Below are 12,278 nucleotides of genomic sequence, written 5' to 3' on the forward strand. Positions count from 1 at the left end.
CCTCAGGTGGTAACAATCTGGCTACTGCTCTGTTCTTAAATGCTTCACTGTATCTTGCCACTTCATTTCCTTTGCGCCCCCGTTGATTAATTTCCTATCGAGGCGACATCTATTCTGGCACGGGGGGGTTGGATGTTTGAGTCATGGATTAATCTTGTTTGAGGCAAATAAGGTCGATGAAGCAGGGCAGTGATGGCTTTGCTGTGGTACTTACTGAATAAGAATGGAAAAGCCGGGGTCACTGCCCATCTATGGTAAGGAAGATATTACCCTATGGGCAACATGATGCCTATCGAATTGGATAAGACGTATTTAAGGCATGAGCTGCGCCGAAATGAAAAAGGCCAATCCGAAGATTGGCCTAAGTCATTGATTCAATTGGTCGGGGCGAGAAGATTCGAACTTCCGACCCCTTGCACCCCATGCGGGTAATATCCGTTTTCAACGCGATTCTTCGTAATTCAAGTGCTCACCGCCAGGCCAATAAAATCAACGGTGTTCGGGTGGTATCTGTAGCAATTGGTGTCATCGAAATTCAACAAAGCGCAAAATAAGTGGTAACTAAACTGGTAACTAATTATCATAGTCACCAGTTCAACTAATTCCCACTAATTCATGCCAGCGCTCACAGTCACACAAATAAAAGCAGCCAAGTCTACTATCGGCAAAGACAAGTTCATGGCGGACGGCGGCGGCCTGTTCTTGAAGATTGCCGCTGCTAAAGCCAAGGCCGCCACCTCGGGCGACACCGGCGACCGCGAAGCTGCGACCAAGTCATTTGTATTCCGATATACATACGGCTCGCGCCGCCGCTTGATGACTCTGGGCACTTATCCTGAGCTTGAACTAGCCGAAGCCCGCCAGAAGCACCTAGAGGCGCGCAGGACGCTTGAGAGCGGCGTAGACCCGCTACAAGTCAACCAGGCAGCCAAGCAGGCGCTTAAGGCCGCCCTGACCGTCGAGCAATTAGGCGACGAGTGGCTGACCCGCGTTATTGACAAGCAGTTCAAGAAGCCGGAGGAGGTGCGCCGGATGCTGGCTGTGGACATTTACCCGCGCATCGGCAAATTCCTTGCAAAGGACATCACCAGCCGCGAGGCGGCGCTCGTCGTCAATAAGGTCGTTGATCGCGGATCGCCGGTACAGGCAAATCGCGTGCTGCGTACGCTGAAAAAGCTGTTTGCCTATGCTGTGGAGCAGAGTCACATCGCCATCAATCCGGTCACGATGACCATCAACGGGGCAGGTGGCAAAGAGGAGTCGCGTGACCGGAATCTGAGTCTGGGCGAGATCAGGGCCGTGCTGAAAGAGTTTGAGACGACCGAGTCCAAAACCTCATGGCAGGTGCGGAACATTATTAAGCTGCTACTTCTGACGGTACAGCGCCCAGGCGAGGTATGCGCCATGCAGTGGAAGCACGTCAACCTGGATGCCGGAATCTGGACCCTGCCGAAAGAAATCACCAAGTCGGAACGTGCGCACATCGTCCACCTGTCGGCGCAAACTGTCGCCATCCTGAAAGAGATTCAGCCGCTCACCGGTGACAATCGCTACGTTTTCACAAGCGAGAAGGACGATAAGCGCCACATCGAAACGCGCAGCCTTAGCCAGGCGGTCAGAAAGCGTATCGCAGGCAGTGACCTCCGCGACATGGAGCCATTCACACCGCATGACTTGCGCCGAACTGCAACGTCACGCATGGCAGATATGAGCGTCGCGCCACATGTCCTTGAGAAGATTCAGAGTCACGTCATGACCGGCGTAATGGGCGTCTACAATCGCGCCGACTACTTTGCAGAGCGCAAGGAAGCACTTGCGCTCTGGGGAGACCGTATCGAACAACTGATGAGTAACGACGAGAACGGCAACGTGGTCTTTTTGAAGGGGCGTGCAGCATGACCAACCGGCAGCGCGAACTAATCGACAGTCTGGAGAGACTCGACGCGGAAGCTGAAACGCTTGACCACGCCTATCAGTTAGAGTGCATCTGGCTGCGGTCAGAAATCAGCGAGCTTATCCGCCGCGAGGTCAAAGGTGGCGACGGCAACCTGCCATCGAAGGCAAAGCGGGTTCTGGAAATGGGCGCAAGGCACATTGCGGAAGGCCGTCCATCTGAGGAATTCCTGACGTGGGTTGCAGCCTCAATCTCGCGCACGCTGAACAAAAGCGAGCACAGCCTCGACCACGCTTTCCGGCTAGAAAATCCACCGAACAGACCGAGAAAAGACCCATATGCAGACCCTGCCATCATGGCGGCACTGGAGCACATTCACGCTGCAAACGCCGCCCGAGATGCTGGCGCTGGCGTGAAGCCTGACACTGTGAGGGAGGAGGCCGTGGATATTGCGTACGCGCTCAGATGGAATAAGACGTTGCAAGAACATCGTGCCGACGGTGTCGATGCTGAGTCAATTCGTAGTCGTCGGCGAACGCTCAGCAAATCGCTGGCGAAATTGGGATACTGAAGACCGGTTAATAACCCCCGCCTACTTCTCCCGCCCTGCCAAAATTTGAGGCTTCAAGTGAAAATAGCGACTCCTCTCAACCGCTTTCACTTGGAGCCATGCGATGCAACCCAAACTCGTAATCAATACCCCGTCCGCACCACAGCGACGGGTAGTCCGTCACAATAACTTGCCGGAAATCGTCGGCCTGTCAAAATCGACCATTTTCCGGTTGATCCGTGCAGGGGAGTTCCCCGCCGCCTTCCGCCTGTCGAACCAGGCTGTCGGATTTGACCTCGCTGAAATTGAAGCCTGGATCGCAGGGCGCAAGGCCACACGTCAAGAGGTGGCAGCATGAGCGGCCACACTCCAACGTCACCAGGCGGCGACGACTTCATGACGCCCGAATTTATGCAGCAACGCGCCAACGATCTTGCCGTCATGAGCAGGCACGGCCTCATGCGTAACGCCTCGACGCTTGACGATGCCACACTTGCAGCATGGCTCGACGGCGCACGCATTCAAGGTTCCGCAGATTACTTCAACGGCTTTACGGTTCTTTTCGGATTCGACCGACACGGGCAGGACTTTTGCGTCATCAAAAGCGACGATGAGGGCGGCTTGCACTTCGCCTTGATCGCAGAAAATGGAAGGAGTTAGGTCTATGCGCAAGGTTCAATTGTGCGGACACCTCGGCAAGAAGTTCGGGCGCGTCTTCGAGCTGGACGTTAGCTCACCCGCCGAAGCGATCAGAGCATTGTGCGCCAACTTCCCCGACTTCGAAGCCTATATGTACGCCCACAGCCAGCCAGGCTTTCGCGTGTATGTGGGCAGATACAACGTTGGGGAAGAAGAGCTGCCTTCTCTCAGTGCTGATTCCACCATCAAGTTCGTGCCGGTGGTAAGAGGCTCGGGCAAGGGCGGTATCGGCCAAATTATCATTGGTGCACTCCTGATTGCCGCGGCGTTCTATACGAATGGCGCGACACTGGCCGGTGGAACGCTGACGGCATCTACTGTTGGCGGCATGACGTTGAGCTTTGGTGCAAGTCTGATCATCGGCGGCGTGACCCAAATGCTCACTTCGTCACCTCAAGCGATGTCGCAAAACGCCGTGAACAACCAGCCGTCTTACGCGTTCAACGGCCCCGTCAATACGGTCGCGCAGGGCAACCCTGTGCCGATCTTGTACGGGCGACTGATCGTTGGCTCCCAGGTGATCTCGGCCGGATTGTCCGTCGATCAGATCCTCGTCAGCCCGACCGTCACGAATACGCCGAAGTCGCCGTTCGACATCCTGCACTAGAGCGCATAACCATCTAATTGAAGGAACCACGTCATGCAAAAGCTTAAATTTAACGAACTCGATTCCACCCACAAGCGGCTTGTTTACGAACTTGCCGACGAAGCCGAAACACTGACACCGCGCATTCTCGCCGCAGCGTCACATATTGGCGAGCTATGGGAGCTGAGGTTTTTCTTTGATCACTTCTCACCAGGGACGCCGGAGCGCGCCCAACTTGTAAAGCGGCTTCGACCAGGAAGCGCCGCAACCGAGAGCATCCTCGATTGCATTCATCATGCAGCGCCTTCATATCATACGATGGGGCAGCGTTGTGACGCGGAACTTGATGAGTTGCTGGCGCTGTCAGATAACGCCGCCACGGGCTTGTAATGCGGTCGGATGCTCCAGCCCAGGCCGCAGCCGTTGCGGGGTTTGTGCCATTGTCGCAAATCTTGCAGGCGCAGTCGCCCGAAAAGCTGGCAAAAGCACAGGCGGGAGTGGCTACACTCGACCGCGCCGTGTTGATTAACAAGTTCCGCGACGCGTTCGACAATGGCAAGCGAGTGGTGGCGTTTATCCTGGCCGACGAGTTGACCAGGCGGGGAATTCCGCCTTGTTTCTGGCACGCCGATTTACCGACATCGGATTACGGCGTCAATCAGAAGCTCGACCTGTTCTTGTTCGATCTTCGATGGCTCCGGCACTGGCACGCCGACCACGTCAAGCAGGTTCGTTATATGCGATACAAAGAACTGTTCACGTTCAGCGAGACGAAGTTTCATCGTGCCGCCGAATATGCGTTCCATCAAGGCAGGCGTCCGTATTGGAAGATTGTCGGGTCGCTTAGTTTGAGTGAGCCGCAGCAGTGGGATTGCGCCTGGCTACGTAGTGCGCCAATCGGCAAACGTCACGCGGCCATGTTGGCACTGAGCGGTCAGGTGCTGACGGCTCTACGGGCTGACCTGACGACCGTCAGGCGAACAAAAGCCTTCGGTGACAGCGATGCGGATGCGACGCTACAACGTCGTCACGCGTTGTGGGTTTGCGCTCAGATGACCGGCGACAGTCCGACTAAGACAGCGCTTCGTTACCGCCAAATGACCGGCGATTCCATCACACGCCAGACCGCAGCAAAACAGCTTGAAAAGGTGCGCGAAATTCTGACCGCGAATCGAGTTACAACGAGACACGGAAAGCGAGTAACAATTGTATGACGTATCCCATTTTCGAGAACGTAGTTCTCGATTGACTTTGTCGCCCCTCAAGTGAAGCACTACGCCCCGAGGAAACGACATTTTAAGGGGCGACAAATCGAGATGAAAACAGGCTGATTTTTCGAGAAACCATGTCGCCCCTCAAACCTACATTCGTGTCACCCCTCAACAGGCGTTTTTGTCGCCCTCGAAACACCTTGACTAACTGACATCGGACGCGGCAAAATAGTTGTCAATTAATAATAGTTGTCAAGTATCAACGTTATTGAATATTGCTATTGATGCAACCAACTCTGACAATCGTTGCGTATCAGTTGCGTAACAATTCAGGGGGTAAATGTTTAACAAATCCGTCATCGGCTCCGGTATTCAAAGAGCCGACACATCAACCAAAAGGAAGCGCAATTGCAACAACTAACAACACTAGAAGATTTCTGTGATCGTGTCGAAGCAATGACAGTTAAACAAACCATCGATCATGGGTTTGCACTTGTCCACTTTGGCGACATTGCAGGACAGCCCACAATCGCAATCTCAACCTGTCGCGGTGAGGGCGGCGGCTTCATCATTCAATAACCAGGACGACCAACAAAGAGGTTTCTTTTTGTTGGTCGCCTTGCAAGATAAGTCACCGGTGACTTACTCGGCGACGACACCAGCGACGGGGCGCGAAAAGACGAAGTCCTAGAAAAAATGACAACCATGGAAGGGGATGTAGCGTTCAACTTTGGCCCGCAAATGACGAAGTCTTATACATTGAAGATCAACGACATGAAAAAAACACTGATTTCCCTGGCTGCCGTTATCACCCTCGTCGGCTGTCACAACTCGCCACTGAAGCCTGAAGATGCCTTGGTGAAGCAGGACAAGATTTACGCGTCAAAGCTCATCACGCCCGCGCCAGGTACTGTCCCTGTTCTCATTCAGCGTCCCGCAGCTCACCTCGGATGGCCGTGGACCGCCTATATCTATGTCGATGGCAAGTACGCTGCCGAAATGGATAACGGCCAAAGAATGTCGATCCATCTCCCGTTTGGGCGACACCAGATTGGCGTCAAAGTGTATGACAGTAATGCTCCGGCCGGTCCTCTCAGGGAGGTTGAGGTATCCATTGTTGAGGGCGACACATACGCTTTTAAAGTGTTTTTGCCCACCTATAGCGGCTTCGAGATTCAGCGGGACTATCAGCCTGGCTGAATTGTCGACTACTTGGCACAGTACGCATTGACACTAAGTCTGCCAATTGTGAATAGCATCAATGTAACTGCCGGTGCAATTAAAGTTCCCGGGGTTCCTAGCGTCGCACCGATCACGCCTGACATCGTGCTAATCAGAAGGGGTTTTGAGATCGGAGATTGGGCAAGAATCTCCTTTTTTTCATCAGCATAAGCGGATTCGTCACATAAAAACTTATGGCACTCCGACTTGAAGCGTTCCCAGTATGGCTTTGGATCTTGCGCGGGGCTATAAATTCGAAATAGTATCGTAGCCGTCTTTGGAGTTTCTGGCATCCACAAATGCGGGGTTAGGTATCTCGCCAGCAGCCGCGAAATGGTAACTAAACTGGTGACTAAATTCCGGAATTGCTCACCAATCGCCCAAAGAAAAAGGGCTGCGATAACGCAACCCTTTGATCTGATTTGAATTTTTTGGTCGGGACGGAGTGATTCGAACACTCGACCCCTTGCACCCCATGCAAGTACGCTACCAGGCTGCGCTACGCCCCGACAAGCCTGCTATTATATCAGAGCAAAATTGCTTTGTTTCCAAGGCAATGCATAAAATTTTAACTGTTTGTTCGCTCGACAATAACGCCTCATTGCACCTTGCAATGCAAGCCAGATCGCCCAGCCAACAATCCTCATTAAATAATCCTATGCCAATAAAAATTAGCCAGCAGTTTGACGCCGCCGCAATCGAAGTGTTGCGCGCCGATAGTCCTCAGCAGATTGAATTGAACATCCGTAGCGACTCCCACGCAGATTTTACGCAATGGTTCTATTTCCGCTTGCAGGGTGCGCGTGGCGAGGCTTGCCGCATCCGTTTCACGAATGCCGGCGCCACTACCTATCCCAAGGGTTGGGAAAACTATCAGGCGGTGGCCAGTTACGATCGCGAGACCTGGTTCCGGGTGCCGACCAGCTTTGACGGCGAGGTGATGACCATCGCCCATACGCCTGAGCGCGACAGCGTTTATTACGCTTATTTCGAACCGTATTCCTGGGAGCGTCATCTGGCGTTGCTGGGGCGTGCAGAGAAATCGCCGTTGGCACGGGTGGAGGATCTGGGCAGCACCGTTGACGGCCGCGATATGAATCTGCTGGTGATCGGTAATCCGGCCGCGGCCAAGAAGGTTTGGGTGATCGCACGCCAGCATCCGGGCGAAACCATGGCGGAGTGGTTTGTCGAGGGCATGGTCGATGCATTGCTGGATCGCGCCAATCCGCTGGCGAACAAGGTGTTGCAGCACGCGGTGTTCTACATCGTCCCGAACATGAATCCGGATGGCTCGGTGCGTGGCAACCTGCGTACCAACGCTGCCGGCGCCAACTTGAATCGCGAGTGGATGGCGCCATCACTGGAGCGCAGCCCGGAAGTATTTGTGGTGAAGAACAAGATTCACGAAACCGGCTGCGATCTGTTCCTGGACGTGCATGGCGATGAGGCTTTGCCGTACGTGTTTGTGGCGGGCTCGGAAATGCTGGAAGACTTTAGTCCGCAGCAGGGCGTGGAGCAGCAAAAATTCATCGACGATTTCTTGCGCGCCAGCCCGGATTTCCAGACTGAAGTCGGCTATGCGGCGAGCAAGTACAGTAGCGACGTGCTGACTCTGGCGTCGAAATATGTCGGCCATACATTCAAGTGCATATCGCTGACCCTGGAGTTACCGTTCAAGGATAACGTCAACTTGCCGGATGCACAGGTCGGCTGGGATGGTGCTCGCAGCGCGCGTTTGGGAGCGGTGGTGTTGCAACCGATATTGCGGGCGTTTGCGTAATTTCTACCGCTTGTAAACTGTTTGTAATTGAAATTCTTGTTGTGAAAAGCCGGACATGTCTGACATGCCCGGCTTTTTTATGTCACGGTGGCCGCGCCTCTATGGGCAGGCCCGGGATCAGCCTTTTGCTGTCGCAGCTTCCAGCAGTTCCAGCTTGGTTTCGCGGCCGTTCTGTTGCACGCTTTGTGCTTTTGCATAGCTTTCCATCAGCGCCTGATAAGCCGGCACGATGTGGTCGGTCATGATCGCGGCGAATTCCATGGCATCGGGCCGATTCCAGGTACTCATGATTTCGGCCAGGGTGGCATAGGTATCGATTGGCACGGCGCCGGCCTGGACTACGCGCGCCAGGGTCAGGTCAGTGGCCATCTTGGACCAGTTTCCGGAAGCGTCGATAATGGTAAACACCTTGTAGCCGGCGGCGAGTGCGCTCAGGGTCGGAAACGCCATGCAGACGCTGGTCAGGGTGCCGGCAATCAGTAATGTCTTGCGCTTGGTTTTTTCGATGGCCGCGACCCATGCCGGGTTGTCCCAGGCGTTGATTTGACCGGTGCGCGGGATGTAGACGGCATCCGGATTGTGGCGATGGATTTCCGGGATGAGCGGGCCGTTGGGGCCGTCGGGCACCGAGGCGGTGGTGAAGGTCGGGATCTTGGCCAGATGCGCCACTTTTGCCAGCGCGGTGACGTGCGAGCGCAGGGTGGGTAGTTCGATGTCTTTGACCAGTTGAAACAGGCCGCTTTGATGGTCGATCAGCAACAACACGGTGTCATCGGGATCGATCATCGGGGTCTTGCCGTTGAAATTGGCTGGTGTGCTCATGGTGTGTTTCCTGGAGGTAGGTGAAACGCGCGCTGATGTGCGCTGGTTGCTTGAAAAAAACCATGCCGGTCGGGATGACCGGCATGGCCAGAACTACTAAGCCTTCTCAGCTATCTGCGCAAAGCGCCCGCTGTTGAAGTCGACAATCGCCTGGGCGATTTCTTCCTGGCTGTTCATGACGAACGGGCCATGGCCGACGATCGCTTCATCGATCGGCTCGCCGCTAAGCACCAGCACCACAGCGTCGTTATTGGCTTCGATATCGACGCTGTTGCCGTCGTTGTCGAGCAACGCCATTTGCGCTTCGCGTGCCACGGTCTCGCCGTTGATGAGCACGGTTCCGTGCAATACCACCAGCGCCGAATGCCAGCCTGCAGGCAAGGACAGCTTGGTGCTGCTGCCTTGGTTCAAGCGCATATCCCACACATTCATAGGTGTGAAAGTACGTGCCGGACCGGCGTGGCCGTCGTATTCACCGGCAATCACCCTTACTGTGCCGGCGCCGTCAGGCAGGGCTACAGCCGGAATGTCGTTATCGACGATGGCTTGATACCCAGGTGTGGTCATCTTGTCCTTCGCCGGCAGGTTCACCCACAGCTGCACCATTTCGAGCGTCCCGCCGGAGCGCGTGAACGCTTCGGAGTGGAACTCTTCATGCAGGATGCCGCTGCCTGCTGTCATCCATTGCACGTCGCCGGGGCCGATTGTGCCGCCATTGCCGGTCGAGTCGCGGTGCGCCACTTCGCCCTTGTAGACGATGGTGACGGTTTCGAAGCCGCGATGCGGATGCGAGCCGACGCCACGTGGGCGGGTAGTAGGGCTGAACTCGGCCGGACCGGCGTAATCGAGCAGCAGGAACGGGCTCAGTTGCTTGCCGTGGCTGGTGTAAGAAAACATCGAACGAGCAGGAAAACCGTCGCCGACCCAATGTTGGCGAGGTGCGCTGTAGATGCCGAGGACTTTTTTCATGATCAATTCCTTGTAGTGGTTGCATAGTTGTTGCTGATAGAAGATTAAACCAGGGACAATGAGTGCGGTAGTCTGTAGAATTTGCCATCAGCGTCCTATTTTATGAACGATGTAGGAGTTGTCATGCAGGATTTGAACGATCTCTACTACTACGTCCAGGTGGTCGACCATGGCGGCTTCGCACCGGCGGGGCGGGCCTTGGGCATGCCGAAGTCCAAGCTGAGCCGGCGCCTGGCGTTACTGGAGGAACGCTTGGGCGTAAGGCTGATCCAGCGTACTACCCGGCAATTTTCCGTGACTGAAGTAGGGCAGTCGTATTACGAGCACTGCAAGGCGATGCTGGTGGAGGCAGAGGCTGCGCAAGACGCCGTTGAGCTGACGCGGGGCGAACCGCGCGGCATTGTGCGCCTGACTTGCCCGGTGGCTTTGCTGCATATCAATGTGGACGTGATGCTGGCAGATTTCATGGCAGCCAACCCGCGTGTGACGGTGTTGCTGGAGGCGACCAATCGCCGGGTTGATGTGGTGGCTGAGGCGGTTGATATTGCAATCCGGGTACGGCCGCCGCCGATTCCGGATAGCGATCTGGTGCTGCGGGTACTGGCTGAGCGCAGTCAATGCCTGGTCGCCAGTCCGCTTCTGCTTAAGGGGAGGTCGCTACCGGCATCGCCTGCCGATTTAAACGATTGGCCGAGCCTGGGACTGGGGACGGGGCAGCAAAACCATATCTGGACATTGTTCGGCCCGGATGGCGCCAAGGCGGCGCTTCATCACACGCCGCGTTTTGTCACTGGCGACATGGTGGCGTTGCTGCGGGCGGCAGTGGCTGGTGTCGGCATTGTGCAATTGCCGACCATGATGATCCGCGAACAGGTGGCGCAAGGCACGCTGGTGCACGTATTGAATGACTGGCGGCCGCGACATGAAATTATCCATGTGGTATTCCCGTCGCGGCGCGGCTTGCTGCCTTTGGTGCGTACCCTGATTGATTATCTGGTAGCGCGCTTTCAGGCTCTGGAAGAAGATTAAAACGATTGAGGAAGGCGTGCCGGCTCAGTGAAAATGGGCCGAGCCGCTTGGCGCATCGTCGGGCATTTCCGGATGCACCAGATCGCCTTCGCGATCCGGATAGAGCGGCGTCCCGCAATCGTCGCAAAATTCCATTGCAAACATTTCAGAATGCCGTTGAATGTCGTCGATGCCGCATTCGCGCAGCAGGCTCAGGATTTGCTCCAGCGGGGTTTCCGGTTCGGCCGTCGCTTCGTCGCTGTCGCTGGCGCGCGTAATGATTTCTTCGGTCGCTTCTTCCTGCCCGTACAGCGGCCACACCACGCCATAGATCACCTCATTGGTTTGGCCCAGCGAGAAGCCGATCCGGTATTCGTCTACCCGGCCGCTTTCCGGCTGTTCGCTAAAACGGCCGATGGTGGCGTGCAGGTCTTTCGAAGCGATGTCCAGCGTGTGCGACAGGTAGTAGCTGGCGGCGCGCAGGGAAGCAGGGCGGATTTGCAGGTCGGCCTCGCGGCAGGCGGCAAAGTAGGCCTCGGGTAGCAGCACCTGGACGCCGCAACCCGGCAGCAAACGCGTCAGGTTGGGGGTGACTTGCATGCGCCATTGCTCCAGCGCCCGTTCTTTATCGGCAGCGATATGCCCCGCTTGTCCACGCGCCAGTTGCCAGTGGAACAGCGGCATGCCGGTTGGGACTACCAGGGCCGCCAGCAAGTAGCGGGTATCGGCCAGGAACGGCGCAGTCTCCGGCGGATTGGCGGGGCTGCGCACCGGTGCGTCGCTCAGTGCGGCATGTGACAGTTGCTGCAGCAAGGTAAAGGTTTCGCAATGCGTGCGCGGCAGCTGATCGATGGCGTACAAGGTCGGCACGATGGCGGTTTGTACTTCCGGCGCCAGGATGTGGGCGTGCAGATGGGCGCTCAGCGTCATCACGACGTCGGCCGGAATCGGCCCTGATCCGATCGAGAAACGCGTCCACGCCAGCAATGGAATGCCAACCAGCAGGCAGTCGTACTGCTTGCCCTGGTATTCGATGGTGCTGGATTCGCTGCAGGCTTCGACCACGTCCATCAAGGCATCGTAGGCATCGGGCTGGGTCGGAAACAGCTGTTCCAGCGCGCCGTCGATCGGCTCCTGGTGATGGGCTTTGAAATGCTTGCCGAGCAAGACTTCAATCTCGCGTTCCCATGCGCGCTCCTCAAGGCGGCTGGAGGCTTGAATCAATGCTTGCGCCAGCTCGGCCAGGCGATGGCTGTCGGCGGAAAATTTACGGGAAGGTTTTTTTGACGGGCGGCGCATAGTGAATAGAGTAAGGGCTGATGACAACATAGTCAAAATCTTACTGCGCGACCGTAGCGGATGCATGCATCCGATGCCCGGCAACTGAGACGCTCACATATTCATTGATAACATTGTTGAATATGCTCCGCTTTTCTGCGCTGCCTTCTGGCCTACGACCGCTTGCTGAGAGTTTTCAAGGACTCTGAGGCAGGAAGACTGCAAGATCCTATTGTAGTGGATTTAACGGTATGTTGAAT

The 12,278-nt window shown here is 55.8% G+C and carries 14 protein-coding genes and 1 tRNA gene; 11 read left to right on the forward strand and 4 right to left on the reverse strand.

The window, feature by feature from the left end:
• Nucleotides 1-615: 615 nt before the first annotated feature.
• From KHU29_RS02605 to KHU29_RS02645, 9 genes are all read left to right on the forward strand, one after another.
• On the forward strand, nucleotides 616-1,899 hold the full coding sequence (locus KHU29_RS02605; protein WP_211451152.1) for a tyrosine-type recombinase/integrase: 1,284 nt from the start codon (nucleotides 616-618) through the stop codon (nucleotides 1,897-1,899).
• On the forward strand, nucleotides 1,896-2,465 hold the full coding sequence (locus tag KHU29_RS02610; protein ID WP_211451153.1) for a hypothetical protein: 570 nt from the start codon (nucleotides 1,896-1,898) through the stop codon (nucleotides 2,463-2,465). Before KHU29_RS02605 ends, KHU29_RS02610 begins: the two co-directional genes overlap by 4 nt.
• A gap of 103 nt (nucleotides 2,466-2,568) precedes the next feature.
• The gene (locus KHU29_RS02615) at nucleotides 2,569-2,802 is read left to right on the forward strand and encodes a helix-turn-helix transcriptional regulator (RefSeq protein ID WP_211451154.1); all 234 of its coding nucleotides are present in this window, start codon (nucleotides 2,569-2,571) and stop codon (nucleotides 2,800-2,802) included.
• Nucleotides 2,799-3,104, forward strand: coding sequence for a hypothetical protein (locus tag KHU29_RS02620; protein ID WP_211451155.1), 306 nt, complete (start codon nucleotides 2,799-2,801; stop codon nucleotides 3,102-3,104). Before KHU29_RS02615 ends, KHU29_RS02620 begins: the two co-directional genes overlap by 4 nt.
• A 4-nt stretch (nucleotides 3,105-3,108) precedes the next feature.
• Nucleotides 3,109-3,750, forward strand: coding sequence for a tail assembly protein (locus KHU29_RS02625; RefSeq protein ID WP_211451156.1), 642 nt, complete (start codon nucleotides 3,109-3,111; stop codon nucleotides 3,748-3,750).
• 33 nt (nucleotides 3,751-3,783) lie between these two features.
• A complete protein-coding gene (locus tag KHU29_RS02630) occupies nucleotides 3,784-4,119 on the forward strand; it encodes a hypothetical protein (protein WP_211451157.1) in 336 nt (111 codons plus the stop codon).
• A 50-nt stretch (nucleotides 4,120-4,169) separates the two neighbouring features.
• Entirely contained in the window at nucleotides 4,170-4,943 is a 774-nt protein-coding gene (locus KHU29_RS02635; RefSeq protein ID WP_211451158.1) for a hypothetical protein, read from the forward strand.
• 405 nt (nucleotides 4,944-5,348) lie between these two features.
• Entirely contained in the window at nucleotides 5,349-5,519 is a 171-nt protein-coding gene (locus KHU29_RS02640; RefSeq protein WP_211451159.1) for a hypothetical protein, read from the forward strand.
• Between the two features lie 117 nt (nucleotides 5,520-5,636).
• Complete coding sequence (locus KHU29_RS02645) at nucleotides 5,637-6,140, forward strand: putative periplasmic lipoprotein (protein WP_211451160.1); 504 nt, start codon at nucleotides 5,637-5,639, stop codon at nucleotides 6,138-6,140.
• Nucleotides 6,141-6,593: 453 nt separating this feature from the next.
• On the opposite strand, the gene KHU29_RS02650 is transcribed toward KHU29_RS02645, so the two are convergent.
• Nucleotides 6,594-6,670: transfer RNA gene (locus KHU29_RS02650), tRNA-Pro, on the reverse strand.
• A gap of 149 nt (nucleotides 6,671-6,819) precedes the next feature.
• On the opposite strand from KHU29_RS02650, the gene KHU29_RS02655 reads away from it, so the two are divergent.
• A complete protein-coding gene (locus KHU29_RS02655) occupies nucleotides 6,820-7,941 on the forward strand; it encodes a M14 family metallopeptidase (RefSeq protein WP_211451161.1) in 1,122 nt (373 codons plus the stop codon).
• Nucleotides 7,942-8,058: 117 nt separating this feature from the next.
• On the opposite strand, the gene KHU29_RS02660 is transcribed toward KHU29_RS02655, so the two are convergent.
• Both KHU29_RS02660 and KHU29_RS02665 read right to left on the reverse strand, forming a co-directional pair.
• Entirely contained in the window at nucleotides 8,059-8,763 is a 705-nt protein-coding gene (locus KHU29_RS02660; RefSeq protein WP_211451162.1) for an isochorismatase family protein, read from the reverse strand.
• 96 nt (nucleotides 8,764-8,859) lie between these two features.
• A complete protein-coding gene (locus KHU29_RS02665) occupies nucleotides 8,860-9,732 on the reverse strand; it encodes a pirin family protein (protein ID WP_211451163.1) in 873 nt (290 codons plus the stop codon).
• 123 nt (nucleotides 9,733-9,855) lie between these two features.
• Between KHU29_RS02665 and KHU29_RS02670 the strand changes: the two genes are divergently transcribed.
• Nucleotides 9,856-10,761, forward strand: a complete 906-nt coding sequence (locus KHU29_RS02670; RefSeq protein WP_211451164.1) for a LysR family transcriptional regulator — start codon at nucleotides 9,856-9,858, stop codon at nucleotides 10,759-10,761.
• A gap of 24 nt (nucleotides 10,762-10,785) precedes the next feature.
• Here the strand turns inward: KHU29_RS02670 and KHU29_RS02675 are convergent, their stop codons facing one another.
• Nucleotides 10,786-12,039 (reverse strand): DUF2863 family protein, encoded by a 1,254-nt coding sequence (locus KHU29_RS02675; protein ID WP_211451378.1) that lies wholly within the window; start codon nucleotides 12,037-12,039, stop codon nucleotides 10,786-10,788.
• Nucleotides 12,040-12,278 lie beyond the last annotated feature (239 nt).

The organism is Collimonas antrihumi (assembly GCF_018304965.1).
In the GTDB taxonomy this organism is placed as follows: Bacteria; Pseudomonadota; Gammaproteobacteria; order Burkholderiales; family Burkholderiaceae_D; genus Collimonas; species Collimonas antrihumi.

Excerpts from the sequence above, each read along its gene's own strand:
- KHU29_RS02605 (WP_211451152.1), top strand. The coding sequence starts at position 616 with ATGCCAGCGCTCACAGTCACACAAATAAAAGCAGCCAAGTCTACTATC.
- KHU29_RS02610 (WP_211451153.1), top strand. The coding sequence starts at position 1,896 with ATGACCAACCGGCAGCGCGAACTAATCGACAGTCTGGAGAGACTCGAC.
- KHU29_RS02615 (WP_211451154.1), top strand. The coding sequence starts at position 2,569 with ATGCAACCCAAACTCGTAATCAATACCCCGTCCGCACCACAGCGACGG.
- KHU29_RS02620 (WP_211451155.1), top strand. The coding sequence starts at position 2,799 with ATGAGCGGCCACACTCCAACGTCACCAGGCGGCGACGACTTCATGACG.
- KHU29_RS02625 (WP_211451156.1), top strand. The coding sequence starts at position 3,109 with ATGCGCAAGGTTCAATTGTGCGGACACCTCGGCAAGAAGTTCGGGCGC.
- KHU29_RS02630 (WP_211451157.1), top strand. The coding sequence starts at position 3,784 with ATGCAAAAGCTTAAATTTAACGAACTCGATTCCACCCACAAGCGGCTT.
- KHU29_RS02645 (WP_211451160.1), top strand. The coding sequence starts at position 5,637 with ATGACAACCATGGAAGGGGATGTAGCGTTCAACTTTGGCCCGCAAATG.
- KHU29_RS02655 (WP_211451161.1), top strand. The coding sequence starts at position 6,820 with ATGCCAATAAAAATTAGCCAGCAGTTTGACGCCGCCGCAATCGAAGTG.
- KHU29_RS02660 (WP_211451162.1), bottom strand. The coding sequence starts at position 8,763 with ATGAGCACACCAGCCAATTTCAACGGCAAGACCCCGATGATCGATCCC.
- KHU29_RS02665 (WP_211451163.1), bottom strand. The coding sequence starts at position 9,732 with ATGAAAAAAGTCCTCGGCATCTACAGCGCACCTCGCCAACATTGGGTC.
- KHU29_RS02670 (WP_211451164.1), top strand. The coding sequence starts at position 9,856 with ATGCAGGATTTGAACGATCTCTACTACTACGTCCAGGTGGTCGACCAT.
- KHU29_RS02675 (WP_211451378.1), bottom strand. The coding sequence starts at position 12,039 with ATGCGCCGCCCGTCAAAAAAACCTTCCCGTAAATTTTCCGCCGACAGC.